The 19,505-nt window shown below is 71.5% G+C and carries 20 protein-coding genes; 13 read left to right on the forward strand and 7 right to left on the reverse strand.

Features of this window, described 5'->3' with window-relative positions:
* The first annotated feature begins 21 nt into the window (after positions 1–21).
* Positions 22–312 (forward strand): hypothetical protein, encoded by a 291-nt coding sequence (locus ASE01_RS17060; protein WP_056754581.1) that lies wholly within the window; start codon positions 22–24, stop codon positions 310–312.
* A gap of 5 nt (positions 313–317) precedes the next feature.
* Here ASE01_RS17060 and ASE01_RS17065 read toward each other — a convergent pair whose 3' ends face one another.
* Together ASE01_RS17065 and ASE01_RS17070 are read right to left on the reverse strand one after the other, a co-directional pair.
* On the reverse strand, positions 318–944 hold the full coding sequence (locus ASE01_RS17065; protein ID WP_056754584.1) for a response regulator: 627 nt from the start codon (positions 942–944) through the stop codon (positions 318–320).
* Positions 941–2,122 (reverse strand): sensor histidine kinase, encoded by a 1,182-nt coding sequence (locus ASE01_RS17070; protein WP_056754587.1) that lies wholly within the window; start codon positions 2,120–2,122, stop codon positions 941–943. Before ASE01_RS17070 ends, ASE01_RS17065 begins: the two co-directional genes overlap by 4 nt.
* A gap of 111 nt (positions 2,123–2,233) precedes the next feature.
* Between ASE01_RS17070 and ASE01_RS17075 the strand changes: the two genes are divergently transcribed.
* From ASE01_RS17075 to ASE01_RS17095, 5 genes are all read left to right on the forward strand, one after another.
* Positions 2,234–3,217: an SMP-30/gluconolactonase/LRE family protein gene (locus tag ASE01_RS17075; RefSeq protein ID WP_056754590.1), complete on the forward strand. Its 984-nt coding sequence runs from the start codon at positions 2,234–2,236 to the stop codon at positions 3,215–3,217.
* Positions 3,214–4,473, forward strand: a complete 1,260-nt coding sequence (locus tag ASE01_RS25030; RefSeq protein ID WP_235536060.1) for an ankyrin repeat domain-containing protein — start codon at positions 3,214–3,216, stop codon at positions 4,471–4,473. The genes ASE01_RS17075 and ASE01_RS25030 overlap by 4 nt, the downstream gene beginning before the upstream one ends.
* Before the next feature lie 20 nt (positions 4,474–4,493).
* The gene (locus ASE01_RS17085) at positions 4,494–4,799 is read left to right on the forward strand and encodes a DUF1905 domain-containing protein (RefSeq protein ID WP_056755007.1); all 306 of its coding nucleotides are present in this window, start codon (positions 4,494–4,496) and stop codon (positions 4,797–4,799) included.
* A 290-nt stretch (positions 4,800–5,089) separates the two neighbouring features.
* Positions 5,090–5,818, forward strand: coding sequence for a DUF4184 family protein (locus ASE01_RS17090; protein ID WP_056754593.1), 729 nt, complete (start codon positions 5,090–5,092; stop codon positions 5,816–5,818).
* A complete protein-coding gene (locus ASE01_RS17095) occupies positions 5,815–6,426 on the forward strand; it encodes a TetR/AcrR family transcriptional regulator (protein WP_157537430.1) in 612 nt (203 codons plus the stop codon). The genes ASE01_RS17090 and ASE01_RS17095 overlap by 4 nt, the downstream gene beginning before the upstream one ends.
* Before the next feature lie 12 nt (positions 6,427–6,438).
* On the opposite strand, the gene ASE01_RS17100 is transcribed toward ASE01_RS17095, so the two are convergent.
* The gene (locus tag ASE01_RS17100; RefSeq protein ID WP_235536061.1) at positions 6,439–7,626 is read right to left on the reverse strand and encodes a zinc-binding dehydrogenase; all 1,188 of its coding nucleotides are present in this window, start codon (positions 7,624–7,626) and stop codon (positions 6,439–6,441) included.
* 79 nt (positions 7,627–7,705) lie between these two features.
* Between ASE01_RS17100 and ASE01_RS17105 the strand changes: the two genes are divergently transcribed.
* Genes ASE01_RS17105 through ASE01_RS17115 form a run of 3 tightly spaced genes read left to right on the forward strand, consistent with a single transcriptional unit; the run spans position 7,706 to position 10,523 of the window.
* A complete protein-coding gene (locus ASE01_RS17105) occupies positions 7,706–8,575 on the forward strand; it encodes an alpha/beta fold hydrolase (protein ID WP_056754599.1) in 870 nt (289 codons plus the stop codon).
* Entirely contained in the window at positions 8,572–9,462 is an 891-nt protein-coding gene (locus ASE01_RS17110) for a metal-dependent hydrolase (RefSeq protein WP_056754602.1), read from the forward strand. Before ASE01_RS17105 ends, ASE01_RS17110 begins: the two co-directional genes overlap by 4 nt.
* Positions 9,459–10,523, forward strand: a complete 1,065-nt coding sequence (locus tag ASE01_RS17115; RefSeq protein WP_056754604.1) for a PDR/VanB family oxidoreductase — start codon at positions 9,459–9,461, stop codon at positions 10,521–10,523. The genes ASE01_RS17110 and ASE01_RS17115 overlap by 4 nt, the downstream gene beginning before the upstream one ends.
* Positions 10,524–10,534: 11 nt before the next feature.
* Here ASE01_RS17115 and ASE01_RS24835 read toward each other — a convergent pair whose 3' ends face one another.
* Genes ASE01_RS24835 through ASE01_RS17130 form a run of 3 tightly spaced genes read right to left on the reverse strand, consistent with a single transcriptional unit; the run spans position 10,535 to position 12,781 of the window.
* On the reverse strand, positions 10,535–11,011 hold the full coding sequence (locus ASE01_RS24835; protein WP_056754608.1) for an acyl-CoA thioesterase: 477 nt from the start codon (positions 11,009–11,011) through the stop codon (positions 10,535–10,537).
* Positions 11,012–11,048: 37 nt separating this feature from the next.
* Positions 11,049–11,732, reverse strand: a complete 684-nt coding sequence (locus tag ASE01_RS17125) for a response regulator (RefSeq protein WP_056754610.1) — start codon at positions 11,730–11,732, stop codon at positions 11,049–11,051.
* Positions 11,729–12,781 carry a DUF4118 domain-containing protein gene (locus ASE01_RS17130; RefSeq protein WP_056754613.1) on the reverse strand — a complete coding sequence of 351 codons (1,053 nt, stop codon included), beginning with the start codon at positions 12,779–12,781 and terminating at the stop codon, positions 11,729–11,731. Before ASE01_RS17130 ends, ASE01_RS17125 begins: the two co-directional genes overlap by 4 nt.
* Before the next feature lie 101 nt (positions 12,782–12,882).
* Between ASE01_RS17130 and ASE01_RS17135 the strand changes: the two genes are divergently transcribed.
* Together ASE01_RS17135 and ASE01_RS17140 are read left to right on the forward strand one after the other, a co-directional pair.
* A complete protein-coding gene (locus tag ASE01_RS17135) occupies positions 12,883–14,733 on the forward strand; it encodes an amino acid transporter (RefSeq protein ID WP_235536062.1) in 1,851 nt (616 codons plus the stop codon).
* A gap of 28 nt (positions 14,734–14,761) precedes the next feature.
* Complete coding sequence (locus ASE01_RS17140) at positions 14,762–15,094, forward strand: 4a-hydroxytetrahydrobiopterin dehydratase (RefSeq protein ID WP_056754618.1); 333 nt, start codon at positions 14,762–14,764, stop codon at positions 15,092–15,094.
* A gap of 36 nt (positions 15,095–15,130) precedes the next feature.
* On the opposite strand, the gene ASE01_RS17145 is transcribed toward ASE01_RS17140, so the two are convergent.
* Positions 15,131–15,772: a hypothetical protein gene (locus ASE01_RS17145; protein WP_056754620.1), complete on the reverse strand. Its 642-nt coding sequence runs from the start codon at positions 15,770–15,772 to the stop codon at positions 15,131–15,133.
* Between the two features lie 190 nt (positions 15,773–15,962).
* Here ASE01_RS17145 and ASE01_RS17150 point away from each other — a divergent pair, with 190 nt between their 5' ends.
* Both ASE01_RS17150 and ASE01_RS17155 read left to right on the forward strand, forming a co-directional pair.
* Complete coding sequence (locus ASE01_RS17150; RefSeq protein ID WP_056754623.1) at positions 15,963–16,631, forward strand: hypothetical protein; 669 nt, start codon at positions 15,963–15,965, stop codon at positions 16,629–16,631.
* Positions 16,632–16,822: 191 nt separating this feature from the next.
* A complete protein-coding gene (locus tag ASE01_RS17155; RefSeq protein WP_056754625.1) occupies positions 16,823–19,438 on the forward strand; it encodes a hypothetical protein in 2,616 nt (871 codons plus the stop codon).
* The last annotated feature ends 67 nt before the right edge of the window (positions 19,439–19,505 follow it).

Raw genomic sequence — 19,505 nt, forward strand, 5'->3', positions numbered from 1 at the left:
CGTCGTACCCAAGGAGAACCCGTGGGCCTCAACCCCGTCGCCGACGTCCTCAAGCGTGCCGACAAGGTGCTCAAGAACGCCGAGGTCGCCCTCGTCAACGTCGACACGACCCTCGTGACGGTGGGCGGAACGCTGAGTGGTGTCGACACCAAGCTCGCCACGGTCGACGCGACGCTGGCTGACACGCGCGACGTGCTGACCCAGGTCCAGACGTTGCTCGGCGACCTCAACGACAAGCTCGTCCTGCTCGACGAGGTCCCTGAGCTCAAGGCCACGCTGGACCGGGTGCTCGCGGCGGTCGAGAAGGGCTGACCCTCTCAGGTGCGGATGATCCGGCGTTCGATCGCAGCGGCCACCGCACCGGCCCGGGTGTCGACGCCGAGCTTGGTGTAGATGTGCGAGAGGTGGGACTTCACGGTCGCCTCGGACACGAACAGCTCGCGCGCCATCTCCTTGTTGCCCAGGCCGCGGGAGAGCAGCTCCAGCACCTCGACCTCGCGCTCGGTGATCGTCGTGGCCCCCGGCGTCGTACGACGCACGAGGGTCGCCGCGACCGACGGCGAGAGCACGGTCTCGCCCCGCGCGGTGGCCCGGATCCCGGCGAACAGCTCGTCCGGCGGGGCGTCCTTGAGCAGGTAGCCGCGGGCGCCGGCCTCCAGCGCACGCAGGATGTCGGACTCGGTGTCGTAGGTCGTCAGCACCAGCACTTCAGGGGGTGCGGGCAGGGCTCGCAGTGCGGCGGTCACCGCGGCACCACCGGCCTTGCCGGTGCCCAGGCTCAGGTCCATCAGGACGACGTCAGGCCCCTCGGAGGTGACGACGGCGAGGGCCGCGTCGAGGCCGTCGGCCTCGCCGACCACGGAGAGATCGGCCTGGCCGTCGATCAGTGCGCGCAGGCCGGCGCGCACCACGGGGTGGTCGTCGACCAGCACGATCCCGATCACGGGCGTCCTCCTCGGGGGGACTCGTCGAGCGGGAAGCTCACCGAGACGGTGGTGCCCTCGCCGGGCGCGCTCTCGACCTCGGCGCGTCCGCCGAGGGCGGCGGCACGCTCCCGGATCCCGGCGAGCCCGCGGCCGCGTGTCCCGCCGGCCCGCACCGGCCGGTCGGGAGCGGGGAGGTCGAAGCCGCGGCCGTCGTCGCGGACGTCGAGCACGACCTCGTCGACCTGGTAGGTCAACGTCAGCGCGACGCGACCGGCGTCGGCGTGCTCGCGGACGTTGGCCAGTGCGCCGCGAGCGGTGCGCACCAGTGCTGCCGCGACGTCGGGGACGACCGGCACCGTGTCGCCGTGGACCCGCACCGCCACGTCGAGTCCCAGCGCCGACTCGGCAGCGGCCCGGCGCAGGGCGTCGACCAGGGCGGCGCCGCTGGTGTCGTCGGTCAGGTCCGCCGGCGCCAGGTCGCGCACCACGCGGCGGACCTCGTCGAGGCCGTCGCGTGCTGTGGCGGCCGCCGTCTGCACGTGGCCACGGGCCGCGGCGGGCTGGGACTCCCAGGCCCGGTCGGCCGCCTGCAGCAGCAGGTTGATGCTGGAGAGTCCCTGTCCCACGGAGTCGTGGATCTCGCGGGAGAGTCGGGTGCGCTCGGCGAGGGCGCCGAGCTCGGCCTGCGCGCGCTGACGGGCCCGCGACTCCAGGTCCAGCGCCCGGTAGGCCAGCACGGTGACGAGGGCGACGCCGATCGGCCCCGCGACCTGCACCGGGTCCGTGCCGTCGGTGATCCGCCCCCACGCGGCACTCAGCAGGACCGTCATCGCGACGACGGTCGCCACGGCCCACTCGAAGGCGAGGACCTGCAGCACCGCGAAGGCCACCGGCACCGCGCACCAGGCGAACGACGGCGCCGCGACGGTGAGGGCGCTCCACAGCGCGACCATGGCGAGCACCCAGGCGGTCGGCCACCAGGGCCGTCCGGCCAGCAGGCCGCGCGTCGCATAGGCGGCGGCGAGCACGACGGCACCCGTCAGGACGGCGACCCCCGTGGGGTCGAGGTCGTGCCGGTCGACGTACCTCGCTGCGCAGGTCACCAGCAGCACGACCAGGACGGCGAGCAGCCAGCGGTCGAGGCGGGCGGCGGGAGCGAGGATGCCGTGCTCGCCGGGGCGGGTGGGGAGGGACATGATCCGGCCAGCCTAGGGAGCCGGGGCGGATCCCGGCATCAGCCAATTGGCCATCGCGGAGTGGCCAGCTGCCCGACGACCGGAGGGTCCGCGGCCGCGCAGGGTGGAGCCATGAAGCGAAACCACCTCCTCACGCCCCTCCTCCTCGCCGCCGTCGCGACCGGTGTCGGCCTCGCTGGTACGACGTCCGCGAGCTCCCTGGGACTGGCCAGCCCCTCGTCGTACCACCTCACGGGGGACGCGGTCAGCGCCGTCAACCCGGCCGGCTCGAAGTTCGAGGGCATCGGGGCCGACGAGCTGCGCGGCCGGTTCTACGTCAGCGAGGTCACCGGCGGGGAGATCCACCGCGGCTCGGTGGGCACCGCGCAGACCCGCGAGTGGATCCCCGGTGACGGCACCGACGGTCGCTGGACCGCGCGTGGCATCACGGTCGACCGGCTCGGCCGGGTCTACGTCGCGGGCGGGCCCAACGGCATCGGCACGGGTCGGCCCGACCTGTGGGTCTACAGCAAGGACGGCGACCTGCTCGCTGCGCTGCGGGCGCCCGGCACGGACGTCTTCCTCAACGACGTGGCGATCGGCCCCGACGGTGCGGCCTACTTCACCAACTCCAACGACGCCCAGGTCTTCCGCGTCGCGCCCGGACGAGGTGGCTGGCAGGCGAGCCTGTGGGCCGACGCGACCGACGTCGTCGAGCGCCGGGCGGGCTTCAACCTCGGCGGCATCGTGCTGAGTGCCGACCGCCGCGCGTTCGTCGTGGCCCAGGGCAACGTCGGGACGTTGTGGCGCTTCGACGTCCGCACCCGCACGGCCACCGAGGTCAGCACGGGCGGTGCCGACCTGGTCGACGCCGACGGACTGGTCCGCCGTGGCAACCAGCTGAGCGTCGTGCGCAACTTCAGCCGCATGATCGCGACCCTCCGGCTCACCCACGACGGACGTCGGGCGGTCCTGGTCGCCCAACGCGCCACCTCGCCCGACCGGGTGCTGACCACCGCGAAGGCCCTGCGGGGCCGGATCCTGTACGTCGACAGCAAGTTCGACGAGGCGGTGGCGTCGGGTCCGTACGAGGTCATCACGGATCCGACGCGATGAGGCGGACGGCCCTGGCGGCCCTGCCGCTGGCACTGGTGCTGGGTGCGTGCGGCGGTGGCGATCCGGCGGCGGTGGAGCGGGAGGCGGATCGCCCTGCGGGGCGCCCGGCGGGGCGCCCGGCCAGCAGTCAGGCCGCGGACCCGACACCGGCACCCGCCGAGCAGGCCGACCTCGACCGGCAGCTGCGCGAGGCGGCCTGGGCCGACGACGTCCCGCTGGCCCGGCGTCTGGTCCGCCGGGGGGCTGACGTCAACGCCCAGGACGCGACCCGCCAGTCGGCGTACCTCGTCGCGACCAGTGAGGGCCACCTCGACCTCCTGCGGCTGACGCTGCGCAACGGCGCCCGCATCGACGACAAGGACAGCTGGAACGGGACCGGCCTGATCCGGGCCGCCGAACGCGGCCACGGACTGGTCGTGGGCGAGCTGCTGCGCGCCGGCATCGAGCGGGACCACGTCAACCGGATCGGCTACCAGGCCATCCACGAGGCGGTGTGGCTCGGCGCGGACACGGCGTCGTACGCGACGACCGTGCGGGTGCTGGCGGCAGGCGGCGTCGAGCTCGACCGGGTCTCGCCGTCGGCGGGACTGACGCCGCTCCAGATGGCCCGCGAGCGCGGGTTCGACCGACTGGAGAGGATCCTGAGCACCGTGACGGACGCACGACCCCCTGCCGATCCGGACGCCGCGCTCCTGCGTGCCGCCGAGCGCGGCGACGCCGACGGTGTGGCGGTGGCACTCCGCGCCGGCGCCGACATCGAGGCGCGTGACGGGCACCAGCGCACCGCACTCCTGCTGGCGAGCACGCACGATCGCGTCGCCGTGGCGCAGGTCCTGGTCGCGATGGGCGCCGATCCCGACGCCCTCGACGACCGGCACGACACCCCGTGGCTGGTCACGGGCGTCACCGGCAGCGTCGCGATGCTCGAGGCCCTGCTCCCTGCGAACCCGGACCTGACCATCCGCAACCGGTTCGGCGGGCTCTCACCGATCCCGGCCAGCGAGCGCGGGCACGTCGGCTACGTGCGCCGCGTCGTCGAGACGGCGGTCGACCTCGATCACGTCAACGACCTCGGTTGGACCGCACTGCTCGAGGCGATCATCCTCGGCGACGGCGGGAAGGACCACCAGGACATCGTGCGGATCCTGCTCGCCGCCGGCGTGGACCGGACCATCGCCGACCACGTCGGGGTGACGCCGCTGCAGCACGCCGAGCAGCGTGGGTACGACGCGATCGTCGCCCTGCTGAGGGGGTGACCTGGGCGATGATGGTCCCCATGTCGTCGGAGCAGCTGGACTTCACCGTCACCGGCCCGGTCGTCGAGTGGCGCGGCCCCGCCCCGTTCTACTTCCTCGAGGTACCCGTCGAGGACAGCGACGACGTCAAGGAGGCCGCGCGCGGCCAGGAGTACTGGGGCCAGGTCGCGGTCCGGGTCCGCATCCGCGACGTCGACTTCACGACCGCGCTGTTCCCCAAGGACGGGCGTTACCTGGTGCCGCTGAAGGTCGTCGTACGACGCGCTGCCGGCATCGAGCTCGGTGACGTGCTGACCGCGTCGATGGGTCTGGTTCGCCGCACCTGAGCGAGGCAGCGACGAGGAGGTACGGCGGAGGGCGGGTTGTGCTGTCGTGGCCCGTTGGTCGAGGAGGCCGCCCGCGGCCGTCTCGAGACCCGGTGACCCGGTGCCGGAACCAGCCACCGTTGGTCGAGGAGGCCGCCCGCGGCCGTCTCGAGACCCCTGGCCGTGCTGCACCCGCCTGCTCGTGTCCGGGTTCCGGCACCGGGTCACCCTGTCTCGAGACGGTCGCTGAGCGACCTCCTCGACCAACGACAGGCGCGGGATCGACGCCTGCCGTCACCTACCCTGACCGCGTGCCCGTCACCATCGCCCACCCGGCGGCCGTCCTGCCCCTGCGCGGGCTCGGACTCCCCCTGTCGGCGATGGTCATCGGCTCGATGGCGCCCGACCTCCCCGTGTTCTCGCAGTCGTGGGGGATCTACGGCTTCACGCACAGCGTGCTCGGGATCCTCACCGTCGACCTCGCGATCGCCCTCGTACTCCTGGCGTTCTGGGACCTGTGGGGACGCGATGCGCTCGTCGACACCTCGCCGTCCGCGTTCCGGGACCGCCTGCCGGGGCGGGCGCGGATCGGCCGGCAGGCCTGGATCCTGGCCCCACTGGCGGCAGTGGTCGGCTCCATCACGCACGTCGTGTGGGACGCCTTCACCCACAGCGGTCGCTGGGGGGTGCGGCTGATCCCGTGGTTGCAGGAGGAGCACGGCTCGCTGCGGGGTGAGCAGTGGGCGCAGTACGCCAGTGGCGCGATCGGCGTCGTCGTTCTCGGCTCGGCGATCCTGGTGATCCTGCGCCGGCCCGTGCTCGGACCCAGCAGGCCCCGGCGGCTCCCGGTGCTCACCCTCCCGGCCGCGGTCGGGCTCGCGAGCGTGTGCTCGGTGGCGACCTTCGTCGGCCGGATCCTCGACGAACCCTTCGGTCTGGCGGCCTTTCACGCGGCCGTCGTCGGGATCGTCTCGCTCGGCGTGGTCGTGCTCGCGGTCGCGGTCGCCTGGGTGGCGCGCCCGGTAGTGTCCGCCCCGTGAGGAGTCGCCGGAGCTATGCCCCGCGGATGCCTCCGGCCGAACGGCGCGAGCAGATCCTCGACACCGCGCTCGCCCTCACGGCGACCGGTGGCGTGGCGAGCGTGACGATGGAGGCCGTCGCCGAGGCCGCGAAGGTCACCAAGCCGGTCGTGTACGGCGCCTTCCCGAACGCCGACGCCGTCCTTGCTGCGCTGATCGACCGCGAGCAGGACCGAGGCCTCGCCCTCATGCTGGACTCGCTCCCGACGGACACCGACACCGATGACCCGGTGGCGTTGGCGAGGACCGGGGTGGAGACCTTCTTCGCCGGCGTTCGCGACAGCCCGATCCGTTGGCGGCTCCTGCTGACCCCGGACAACCTGCCCGAGGGCGCGCGGCTGCGGTTCAGTGAGACCCGCGACTTCATGATCGCCCAGTTCACGGTGCTGTGTGAGTGGGCGATGGACTTCCGCCGTTCGGGACCGATGGATCCGGTGCTCCTGGCGCACCTGTTCGTCGGCGCGATGGAGATGGGCGCGCGACTGATCCTCGACCGGCCCGAGGACTACACGGCCGAGCTGATGAGCGACTTCGCGGTCGAGATCGTCCGCTCGGTCCTCGAGGCCTGACTCGTCCGGGGCTCAGACGAGGGTCGGGTCCACCAGGATCTTCGCGTGCTCCTCGGCGCCCGCGAGGCCGTCGAAGGCCGCAGCGAGGTCGCGCAGCCCGACGGTGCCGGTGTGCAGGGGCGACGGGTCGACCTTCCCGGAGGCGATCAGGTCGAGGGCGTGCTCGAACTCCTCGGGGTCGTAGCCGAAGACGTAGCGCACCTCGAGCTCCTTGTTGAGTGCGAACGCGGTCCGCACCGTGTCCGGCTCCATGCACACGCCGACGGCGACCACGCGGCTGCGCAGCGGCGCCTTCGCGTAGATCTCGTCGAGGACGCCGGGCACCCCGACGCACTCGAACACGACCGGACCGCTCGGCGCGACGCCGAGCGTCTCGCCGGCCCGGATCAGCCGACCCCACGGCAGCAGCGGGACGCGACGCATCAGCCCGACCGCGTCCATCCCGAAGCGGGCGTAGTCGGGCAGCGAGCCCACCGGTCCCTCGAGCGTGTACGCCGTCCACGGCTCGTCCACGCGCGGGTCGACGACCACGTCCGCACCACAGCGGCGGGCGAGGTCGCGTCGTACCGGCGAGAAGTCGGAGGCGATGACGGTCTTCACGCCCTTGGCCTTGAGCATCAGGATCACGGCGAGGCCGATCGGCCCGCAGCCGATCACGAGCGCGGGCTGGTTGCGCCCGACCGCTCCGCGCCGCACGGCGTGCCAGGCGACGGCGAGGGGCTCGGTGAAGGCGGCGAGGTCGTCGGGCACGCCGCGGGGGACGGCGAAGGCGAAGACCTCCTGCACCAGGACGTACTCCGCGAAGCCACCGGGGGAGCGGGTGTCGAAGCCGACCATGTGGATGTCCTCGCCGTTGCGGACCATCGGCAGGGCCACGATCCGGGTGCCGGGCTTCCAGCGGCCGCGGGTGCGGGGCCCGTAGGACACGACCTCCCCGAGCAGCTCGTGGCCCATCACGACCCGGTCCGCCGGGCGCATCAGCGTCGGGTAGCCGAGGGCGTCGGCCACGTCGGCGAGCTGGTCGGCGTGCTGGCGGGCATGCAGGTCGGAGCCGCAGATGCCGGTGCGCACCACCCGCAGGAGGACCTGCCCGGGCCCCGGCTCGGGGAGCGGGACCTGCTCGACGGCGAACTCGCCGCCGGTACAGGTCGCTGCCCGCATCGTCGGGTTCGAGCTCGTTGTGCCGGCCTTGATCTGCATCACAGTCCCCTTGACCTCACGCCATTGCTACGCTTCCGTAGCAATATAACTGTCCGGTGATGCGAGGAGCGAGACGTCCATGAGAGTCGACACGAGCGACGGCCTCCAGCTGGCGGTCTTCGAACAGGGCCGCCCCGAGGCGCCGACCGTCGTGCTGGTGCACGGCTACCCGGACAACCACCACGTGTGGGACGGCGTGATGGCCGAGCTGGCCACCGACTTCCGCGTCGTGGCCTACGACGTGCGCGGATCCGGCGAGTCCGGGGTCCCGACCTCGCGCCGGGGCTACCGCATCGATCAGCTCGTCGACGACCTCGGTCGGATCATCGACGCGGTCAGCCCCGACACCCCCGTCCACCTGGTCGCCCACGACTGGGGCTCGATCCAGGTCTGGGACGGACTCACCGCCGACCGGCTCGGGCCCCGGATCCGTACCTTCACCAGCATCTCCGGACCCTCCCTCGACCACGCCGCGGCCTGGCTCCGCAACAACGCCGCGGGCGCCGTTCCGCGCCTGCGCCAGCTGCTGGCGTCCTACTACGTCGGCCTCTTCATGGCCCCGGTGCTGCCCGAGCTCTGCGCCCGGCGCGGCGTCATCGGTCGGCTCGTCGACCACTCGGCCGCTGCCGACCGCGAGGTCCAGCCGCCCACGACGGCCCAGCAGGACCGCGGGGAGGCCGAGACGGTCAACGGCATCGAGCTGTACCGCGCGAACTTCCCTCGCCGGATGCTGCGGCCGGTGCCGCCGCAGGTCGACCTGCCGGTGCAGGTCATCGCGCCCGAGCGCGACCACCACGTGCGGCCCGAGCTCCAGGCGGGCGCCCCGGCGCCGTACGTCCGCGACCTGACGGTGCACCACGTCACCGGCAGCCACTGGGTGGTCTCCCAGCGCCCGGCGCTCGTTGCCGGCCTGGTCCGCGAGTTCATCGGGGCCGAGGTGTCGGCGTGAGTGCCCGCCGTGAGGCCCTGCGCGAGCCGGAGAAGGTCGCGCTCCACGCCCGCGACGTCGTCTTCGACTGGGCCGGCCTGCCGCTGCGGTGGATCCCCGGCGAGGCCTTCGCCTCTCACCTGGTCAACGTCATGCACGTCCTGCTGCCCGAGGGCGAGCGGTGGTTCGTGAAGACCTTCACCGAGGTGTTGCCGATGATCAAGGACGAGCGCCTGCGCGAGGAGGTGCTCGGCTTCATCGGCCAGGAGGGCATGCACGCCAGTGCCCACCAGGGCGTGGCGGACTACTTCGATGCCCACGGTCTCGACACGACCGACATGGTCGGCGAGATCGAGCACGTCTTCAACCGGCTGCTCGGCGACCGCGACCTCACCGGCGCGCAGGCCGAGGAGTGGTTGGTCGAGAAGGTTGCGCTGATCGCCGGCATCGAGCACATCACTGCCTTCCTCGGACACTGGATCCTCAACTCCCCGGCCCTCGACGAGGCCGGCGCCGACTCGCGGATGCTCGACCTGCTGCGGTGGCACGGCGCCGAGGAGGTCGAGCACCGCCACGTCGCCTTCGAGCTCTATGACCACCTCGACGGCCGCTACGTACGACGGATGCGGGCCTACGGGCTGGCGGTCTTCGGGATCTTCTACCTCTGGATCCGCAGCGTGCGGCACCTCATCGAGAACGACCCGACCCTCGAGGACCGGGACCTCCCGGTCGTGCGCAGCTGGATGTCCGGGGCGCGGCGCGGGATCCTGCCGGGCATCGGCGGGCTGGTCATCCCGATCCTCCGCTACGCCAAGCCGACCTACCACCCGCGGCAGGAGGGCTCCACCAGCCAGGCCGTCGCCTACCTCGCGACCTCCCCCGCGGCGCTCGCTGCCGACGGGCGATGACCCTCGGCACCGAGCCGCCGGTCCCCGACAGCAGCCTCTACCGCGCGGTCGAGCACCTGACGGACGGCTGGATCCGGATGCTGCGCCTCACCGCGAAGCGCCGCCCGGAGGTGGACGCGGTCGACCGCCGGATCCTCGTGCGCGTCGAGGCCAGCGCCCTCGAGGCGGACGGGGTGCTCTCCCTCGATCTCGTGCCCGCCCATCCGGAGCGCCGGCCGCGCCTGCCCGCCTGGGAGGCGGGCGCCCATGTCGACGTGGTCCTGCCGTCGGGGCTGCTGCGGCAGTACTCCCTCACCGGCGACACCGCCGACCGGTCGCGCTACCGCATCGCGGTGCGCCGGATCCCCGACGGGGACGGCGGTTCGTCCGAGGTGCACGGTCTGAAGATCGGCGACGAACTGGTGCTGAAGGGTCCGCGCAACGCGTTCCCGTTCATCGCCGCGCCGTCGTACCTCTTCGTCGCCGGCGGGATCGGGATCACCCCGATCCTGCCGATGGTGCGGCTGTCCGTCGCACACGGCGACGACTGGCGCTTCGTGTACGCCGGCCGCGACCGCGCCTCGATGGCCTTCCTCGCCGAGGTCGAGGCCCTGGCCGTGACGTTCCCCGACCGCGTCGAGATCTGGCCCGACGACGAGCGCGGCGTTCCCGACCCGCGGGCCATCGTCGCCCGCGCGCCCGCCGGCGCTGCGCTCTACTGCTGCGGCCCGCCCGCGATGATCGACGCCCTGCGGGCCGAGGTGCCCGCCGACAACGTGGAGGCGCTGCACTCCGAGCGCTTCTCCGCGCCGCCGGTGGTCGGCGGCGAGCCGTTCACGGTCGAGCTCGCGCGCACGGGCGAGACCTTCGAGGTCGCTGGCGACCAGACCCTGCTGGCGGCGTTGCTGGAGGTGCGGCCGGCGACGGCGTACTCCTGTCGCCAGGGCTTCTGCGGCACCTGTCCGGTGCAGGTCGTCTCCGGCGAGGTCCAGCACCGGGACCGCTTCGGCGCCGAACAGCGCGAGAACCAGCTCGCCGCCTGCGTCTCACGCGCCCGCGGGACCCTGACGCTCGATCTCTAGGCCCCGGATCTTCAGGCCGGGTCGGTGGGCCGGTTGCGCAGGGTGACCGGCGCGGCGGAGTACGCCGTGAGGGTGGCCCGGACCTCATCGGTGATCGGCCACGACGAGCCCGCAGCGGGATCCCAGAAGACGAGGGACGACTCGGCGAGGATCGCCGGCTCGTGGTCGGGTGCGACGCGCAGCTCGTAGGAGATCGAGAACGACGACCGGCCGACGTGGCTGACCCAGATCCGCACCAGGAAGGGCTGGTAGGCGACGAAGCGCATCTCGGCGTTGTAGTCGATGCGCTGGGAGCCGACGAGCTCGGCGATCCCGGCCGGCACGTCCCGGAACAGTCCGGGACGCTCGTCGTCGGTCAGGGGTGCGAAGCGGAAGAACAGCAGTCGCGCCTCGTCGAGCACCCGCAGGGCCTCGACGTTGTCGACGTGGCCGCCGAGGTTGACGTCGCGAAGACGCGACTGGATCTCGCACTCGAAGACGCTGCTCACGACCGCATCCTCCCAGTGCCGACCGGGGCGCTGCCGCTCAGGGCTCGAACCGGTAGCCCATCCCGGGCTCGTTGCGGAAGTGCACCGGTCGGGCCGGGTCAGGCTCCAGCTTGCGGCGCAGCTGACCCATGTAGAGCCGCAGGTTGCCGTGCGCCGTCTCGTAGCCGGGCCCCCACACCTCGGTGAGCAGCTGGCGCTGGCTGAGCAGCCGCCCCGGGTTGCGCAGCAGCACCTCCAGCAGGTGCCACTCGGTCGGGGTGAGCCGCACCTCGCCGCCGGCGATGCTCGCGCGCTTCGCCAGCAGGTCCACCGTGACGTCGCCGAACACCACTGCAGCAGCATCCGCCGGCTGGTCCTCGGCCTGCCCACGACGTACGAGCGCACGGAGGCGAGCCATCAGCTCGTCCATCCCGAACGGCTTGGTGACGTAGTCGTCGGCACCTGCGTCGAGGGCGTCCACCTTGTCGATGCTGTCGCTGCGACCGGACAGCACGAGGACGGGTACGGCGGAGCGGCGACGCAGCCGGGCGATGACGTCGACACCGTCGAGATCGGGCAGTCCGAGGTCGAGGACGACCACGTCGGGCTGCGTCGACTCGGCGATCGCCAGGGCCTCGGTGCCGTCGCCGGCGGTGAGGACCTCCCAGCCGCGGGCGCGCAGGTGGATCCCGAGGGCGCGGACGATCTGCGGCTCGTCGTCGACGACGAGGACCCGGCTCACGACGACGGCTCCGCAGGGAGGCTGAGCACCATCGTGGTCCCTCCGCCGTCGGTACGCCGTGGGGTCAGCGTCCCGCCCATGGCCTCGGTCAGGCCGCGCGCCACGGCCAGGCCCAGGCCGATCCCCGTGGTGCTGTCGGTGTCGCCGAGACGCTGGAACGGCCGGAACACCCGCTCGCGGTCCTCGGCCGCGATGCCGGGACCGTGGTCGACGACGTGCACCTCGACCCGGCCCTCGTGCGCGACGGCGTGGAGCAGCGGCGGCCGGTCGGGCGGGCTGAACCGTTGCGCGTTGGCGATGACGTTGACCAGCACCCGCTCGAGCAGGCCCGGATCGCTCACCACGGCGGGGAGGTCGTCGGCGACGTCGAGGACGACCCCGCGCGGTGCCACGCCGAGGTCGTCCAGTGCCCGGGACAGGACCTCGCCGAGAGCGACCGAGCGGGGTCGCACCGGCATCGCCCCTGCCTGCAACCGGCTCATGTCGAGCAGGTTGCCCACCAGGCCGGTGAGCCGGTCGAGCGCGTCGTCGGTCGTGGCCAACAGCTCGTCCCGGTCGGCGCGATCCAGGGAGACGTCAGGACTGCGCAGGCCCGACACCGAGGCCTTCGCGACGGCGAGCGGCGTGCGGAGGTCGTGGCCGACGGCGGCGAGGAGTGCGGTCCGGAGCCGGTCCGCGGCCTCGATCTCCGCAGCAGCGGCGGCCGCTGCCGCCCGCCGGGAGGCGAGGTCGACGACCCAGCCGACCATCGCGGCGACCCCGGCGAAGGCGAAGAGGGCCACGACGTTGTTGGGGTCGCTGATCGTGAAGGTCTGGAAGGGTGCGGTGAACCAGAAGTTCAGCACCACCGTCCCGACGAGCGCTGCCAGCAGAGCCGGCCGCAGGCCACCGACCAGCGCGGAGAGCACCACCACGACGAGGAAGAGCGCGACGTCGCTGGCCAGGTTGAGGTCGTCGCGCAGCGGCAGCAGGACGAGCAGGAGCAGGATCGGCGCGCCGACGGCTGCGGCGAAGCCGGTGAACCGGCGTCGTCGGCTCAGGGTGCTCACCCAGCCATTCTGCTGGGTCGCGGGTGATGGGTGCGCCACGTCGGCGTTAGGGCTCTGTTAGGCCACGCCCGCGGGGCTCCTCACGGCAGTTCCATGGGCCGGTGACCACTTCCACGACGACCCGCCCCTGGTGGCAGGTGATGTGCCTGACCGGTGTCGACTACTTCTCGACCCTCGGCTACCAACCAGGGATCGCCTTCCTCGCCGCCGGACTGCTCAGCCCGCTCGCGACCGTCGTCCTGGTCCTGCTGACCCTCCTCGGTGCCCTGCCGGTCTACCGGCGGGTGGCGGAGGAGAGTCCCCACGGTCAGGGCTCGATAGCGATGCTGGAGCGGCTCCTCCCGCGGTGGCGCGGCAAGGTGTTCGTGCTCGCGCTGCTGGGCTTCGCGCTGACCGACTTCATCATCACGATCACCCTGTCGGCGGCCGACGCCAGCGCCCACGTGGTGGAGAACCCCCATGTCCCGGAGGCGCTGCACGGGCAGGAGCTGTGGATCACGCTGGGCCTGATCTCCTTGCTGGGGGCGGTCTTCCTCAAGGGATTCCGGGAGGCGATCGGCCTGGCCGTCGCGCTGGTGATCGTCTACCTGTCGCTCAACGTCGTGGTGATCGGCGTCGGCATCGTCGAGGTCCTTCGCAACGGCCACGTGGTGACCGACTGGACGGCTGCCCTCACCACCGAGCACGGCAACATCGCACTGATGATCGCGGTCTCGCTCACCCTCTTCCCGAAGCTCGCGCTCGGCATGTCCGGCTTCGAGACGGGAGTCGCGGTGATGAGCCATGTGCGCGGCTCACCGGACGACGACCCGATGAGCCCGGCTGAACGGATCCGCAACACCAAGCGCCTCCTGACGACGGCTGCCGTGATCATGAGCGTCTTCCTGATCTGTTCGAGCTTCGTGACCGCGCTGCTGATCCCGACCGCGGAGTTCGAGGAGGGCGGCCAGGCCAACGGGCGCGCGCTCGCCTACCTGGCGCACCTCCGCCTCGGTGACGTCTTCGGGACCGCCTACGACCTCTCGACCATCCTGATCCTGTGGTTCGCCGGCGCCTCGGCGATGGCCGGGATGCTCAACCTCATCCCCCGCTACCTTCCGCGCTACGGCATGGCGCCGGAGTGGGCCGGTGCCGTGCGCCCGCTGGTCTGCGTGCTGACCGCGACGGCCTTCCTCATCACCTGGATCTTCGACGCCGACGTCGACGCACAGGGCGGTGCCTATGCGACCGGGGTGCTGGTGCTGATGACCTCCGCCAGCGTCGCTGTCGCCCTGGCCGCCCGCAAGGCGCGCCAACGCGGCTGGACCGTCGCGTTCACGGCGATCGCACTCGTCTTCACCTACACGACCCTGGACAACATCAAGGAGCGCCCGGACGGGTTGAAGATCGGAGCCTGCTTCATCGCCGCGATCGTCGTCGTCTCGCTCCTGTCGCGGCTGACCCGGTCCCTCGAGCTCCGGACCACCGAGATCACCTACGACGCCCGGGCGGAGGTCTTCGTGCGCGACTGCGCACGGCGTACCCTCCGGCTCGTCGCCCACGACCCCGCACATGCCGACGCGGGCGCCTACCGGGCGAAGGTCCGCCACATCGTCGATGCGCACGACCTGGCGAACGGCGGCGACCTGGTCTTCGTCGAGGTCGTGGTCGACGACTACTCCGACTTCGAGAGCCGGATCGAGGTCGTCGGCTCGGTCCGTCACGGCGAGTACCGCGTGCTGACGGTCCGGGCCTCGACGATCCCCAACGCGTTGGCCGCACTGGCGCTCGACCTGCGCGAGCAGTCCGGAGTCCGACCGCACGTCTACTTCGAGTGGACCGAGGGCAACCCGCTCACCCAGTTCGCCCGCTTCCTGCTGTTCGGTGCGGGGGAGGTCGCGCCGCTGACCCGTGAGGTCCTGCGGCGCGCGGAGCCCGACCACCGCCGTCGACCACACATCCACGCTGGGTAGCTGCGTCGTAGCGGCGTAGGTTCGGTGCATGGGCCGCAACTATGAAGTCGTCAGCGCTGCGCAGTTCAGCAACGAGGAGGGTCTCGGGGACTGGAGGGCCCTGGAGGAGCAGGCGTTCGGCCTGTTCCGCACGGGGGACTTCGCGACCGGGCTCCGCCTGGTCAACGAGATCGGCCGGCTCGCCGAGGAGGCCGACCACCATCCAGACGTCATCCTCCGGTACGCCGTCGTGGAGGTGCGCCTCTCGACCCACGACACGAGGTCGCTGACCACGGCCGACGTCGCGTTGTGTCGCGCCATCTCGGCGGCCGCCGCGGAGCTGGGTGTGGGCGCGGACCCGTCCGCCGTCCAGTCCTGGTAGCGGTCTGGTCAGCGCGATCGGGTCAGCGCGGTCTGGTCAGCGCAGCCCGTTGTGCTCGAGCTGGGGGGCCGTCTCGGAGAGGTGGCCGCGGCTCCACAGGGCGTGGATCACCAGCGCGGCGACGACCGAGCCCATCACGCCGAGGCCGAGGTCGCTCAGGGTGTCGGTGTAGGCGAAGGCGCGCTCGGCGTGCCCGTTGATGAAGGCGTAGTACTCCGCGACCTCCCAGGCGATCGCCGCCGTCGCGCCGACGGCGAGCGCACGCTCGACGACGCGGTAGCGGGGAGCGGTGCGGTGCAGCGTCAGCAGGATCACCGCTGCGGCGATGAGGCCGGTGTTCGCGAAGTGCATCAGGTCGTCGAACCAGACGATCTTGTCGTAGAGGTCCATCCGGTTGCCGAGGATGTCGGTGAAGCAGGTGAGCGTGACCAGCAGGTCGGGCAGCCAGGGGAACGACGCGCGTTCCTTCCAGACCAGCAACCAGATCATCGGGATCGTGAACGACGCCAAGGGGTAGCCGATCGCGCGTGCCTCGGCGGCCTTGTTGCGCAGGTTGCTGCCGTCGGGGTCGACCAGTGCGAGCAGCAGCAGCAGGACGAGCAGACCCTTGGCCAGGATGTCGGCCGTCTTGATCACGGTCGGCATGGGATAGCGCACGGCAGCGGCCTCGGTGGACATCCGGGGGCTCCTGTCATCGGCAAAGGGCGATTCTCGCACGCACCCCGGCGAGGAGAGGACTCTTCGGGACCGTCCGCCGGGGCGATGTGCATCACCCCGACCACGGAATGCGGCACGATGGTGGAGAATCGTCAGTGCTGACGCGGGGTTTCTCGTCGTGGGAGCGTGGCGACGGGAGCGAGGGGGAGCCGTGGTCGACATGGTGGACGACATGGTGAATGACGTGGGGAGCATCGAGGGGCCGCCGGTCCCCGTGGTGCCCGCGCCCGGTTCCTACGAGAGCTTCGGCGTCCACTGGGTGCGCCGGGTGCTGCACAAGGACCGGATCCTGCGAACTGTCGACCAGGTGCTCGGCGACCAGATCGCGCTCGGGCCGATCGGCGCCGGCCCCGGCCGGACCTTCGCCTCGGTGAGTTTCGTGGGCAGGTACCACCCCACCACGGGCACGGAGATCCCCGGCGACCTGCTGGCCTACGCGATCGATCTCCCGATCAGCGTGGTGTTCCACCTCGAGCTGCCGCTCGACCGGCTGACCTTCAACGCCGAGGTCGTCGTCCCCCTGGTGCTGATCGTGCACACGGAGGACCCGCTCAAGCTGCGGCTCGAGCTGCAGACGCCCCGCGAGGACCAGATCGGTCTCGAGCTCAGCACCGACACCCGCCGCGGCGCGATGATCCGCAAGATCGCTGGCCTGGACGGCGAGCTGCGCCGGTTCCTGCTCAAGGTGCTCGACACGGAGCTCTCCAAGCCCTACGTCCAGCGGGCGACGCACCTCGACATGGAGGAGCTCATCGACCACGCGTGGCCGATGCTCACCGAGCAGTTCCTGCCGAAGGGTCCCGAGGACCGACTGTCCTGATCCCGGGGACGCATCGGAAGTGACAGTTCGCGCAGATTTCGTGGACGCTGCAGGCAAAGATTCCTAGCCTCGAAGACGGGTCTCTCCACGCGTCGCGTTCTGTATCGCCGGCCATCTGCCGCCGGTGCGTGCCGGGCCTTCGGCGTTCGCGCGGTGGGTGCGAGCGATCAAGAATCCTGGGGAAGTACGCCATGAAGCCTTCACAGCGGCGTTCACGCCGCACCATTGGTTGGAGCAAGCGCGTCGCGCTCGTTCTTCCGGTCGCACTGCTGGCCCTGACCACCTCGGTCGGGCCCGGGTACGCCGATGACGCCGACAGTCCCGGGACCGGCGATGCGCCCGCCAGCAGCGAGGCGGAGACACCGGCACCCGCGCCGGAGCCCGCCCCCGAGCCGGAGCCCGCCCCCGAGCCGGAGCCGGCCCCGGAGCCCGAACCGGAGCCGGCCCCCGAGCCCGAGCCCGAGGTGGAGGACGAGGCTGCGGTCGAGCCGCAGGAGATCCCCGACGACGTCGTACCCGCCGGCGAGGAGGCCCGCAAGGGTGCCCGCCTGGTCAAGGAGGCAGCCGTCGTGGCGCTGGCCGCCTTCGACACCAAGAAGGTCGTGATCTGCAAGTACTCCGCGACCCCCGAGATCGGTGAGAAGGCCCAGACGGTCAACATCTCCTCGATCAACACGCTCCCGGCCGACTGGGTCCCGGGAACCTTCCCGGCGTTCTTCAGCGACGCGCAGGGCGCCTCCATCGCACCCCGCTACGCGTACGAGGGGGAGAACACCAACGACGTCGCCGGCATGATCGACGAGCTGTGCCCGCCGTACGTCCCGCCGGGCCTGGTCGTGGCACCCGACCTCACCGTGAACGACCCCTGCGGTCCGGCGAACGCCGCCTACGGCCCCGTGCCGCCGGGCAACTACACCGTCGACATCAACCCGGACGGCAGCATCACGCTGACGGCCGCCGACGGCTACCTCTTCCCGGGCGACCTCCCGACGTACCTCTATCCAGCGCCAGTGGATTCCGGAGTGCCCTGCATCGTGGCGCCGCCGGCCGAGCCGGACCCGACGGACCCGTGCGGTCCGGCGAACGCCTACTTCGCTGACGCGGACATCCCGGCGAGCACCGACGACTACGTCGTGTCGGTGAACGACGCGAGGACGGTCATCACGATCACGGCGACGCCGGGCAACGTGTTCGACGAGCAGGGCACCACGGAGGTCGTCTACACGGCTGTGGACTCCGGTGTCCCATGCATCGTGGCGCCGCCGGCCGAGCCGGACCCGACGGATCCCTGTGGTCTGGCGAACGCGTACTTCGCTGACGCCGACATCCCGGCGAGCACCGATGACTACCTGGTGTCGGTGAACGACGCGAGGACGGTCATCACGATCACGGCGACGCCGGGCAACGTGTTCGACGAGCAGGGCACCACGGAGGTCGTCCACACCGCGGTGGACTCGGGAGAGCCGTGCATCGTGGCTGCTCCGGGCGCACCGGACCCGACGGATCCCTGTGGCCTGGCCAACGCGTACTTCGCTGACGCCGACATTCCGGCCAGCACCGCTGGCTACCTGGTGTCGGTGAACGATGCGAGGACGGTCATCACGATCACGGCGACGCCGGGCAACGTGTTCGACGAGGAAGGTACGACGGAGGTCGTCTTCACGGCGGTGGACTCGGGAGAGCCGTGCCTGATCGACGTACCGACACCTGACCCCACGGACCCGTGCGGCCTGGCGAACGCCTACTTCGCCGATGCGGACATCCCGGCGAGCACCGATGACTACCTGGTGTCGGTGAACGACGCGAGCACGGTCATCACGCTCACCGCGACCGCGGGCAACGTCTTCGACGAGCAGGGCACCACGGAGCTGGTCTTCACGGCTCTCGACTCGGGTGAACCGTGCATCGTGGCTGCTCCGGGCGCACCGGACCCGACGGATCCCTGTGGTCTGGCGAACGCGTTCTTCGCGGAGGGCGACGTCCCGGTCAGCACCGATGACTACGTCGTGTCGGTGAACGACGCGAGGACGATCATCACGATCACCGCCACCGAGGGCAATGTGTTCGACGAGGAGGGCACCACGGAGGTCGTCCACACCGCGGTGGACTCGGGAGAGCCGTGCATCGTGGCTGCTCCGGGCGCACCGGACCCGACGGACCCGTGCGGTCCTGACAACGCGTTCTTCGCGGAGGGCGACGTCCCGGTCAGCACCGACGACTACGTCGTGTCGGTGAACGAGGCGATGACCGTCATCACGATCACCGCCACCGAGGGCAATGTGTTCGACGAGGAGGGCACCACCGAGGTCGTCCACACGGCACTCGACTCGGGTGAGGAGTGCCCGGAGGTCCGCGCACTCCTTGCTTGCGTCTACCCGTCCGACGCCGACCCGGGCGTCACCCGACTGGTTGCCCGGGCTCCCGGTGACGCGCTCGGCCTGATCACGCTGGTCGACTTCCTCGACGCCATCGCCAACGGCTTCGCCGAGGTCTTCCCGTTCGAGTACGTCGACAGCGAGGGCAACATCGTCGAGATCCGACAGTTCCTCGAGCTGGACCAGAGCATCGAGGACTTCGACGCCGTGGAGCTCTGCGGCGAGGTCGCCGGGATCTGCGAGGGCGTGACCGATGCCGACACGGTGGACGAGAACGGCGACCTCTGCGTCACGCCCGACGACGAGGTCGGCGGAGTGGTCGAGGCCCTCCCGAACACCGGTGGTCCCGCCGGGATGCTCGTACCGCTCGGAGCACTCCTCGTGCTCCTGGGCGCCGGGCTGGTGATGGTGAGGCGGCCCCACACCGCCTGACCGTGCTCGGGTGCCTCTCCTCCCCGGCGGAGGGGCACCCGTGTCAACCATCGGAATAGCGGGTCGG

This window comes from Nocardioides sp. Root190 (assembly GCF_001428565.1).
GTDB lineage: Bacteria > Actinomycetota > Actinomycetes > Propionibacteriales > Nocardioidaceae > Nocardioides.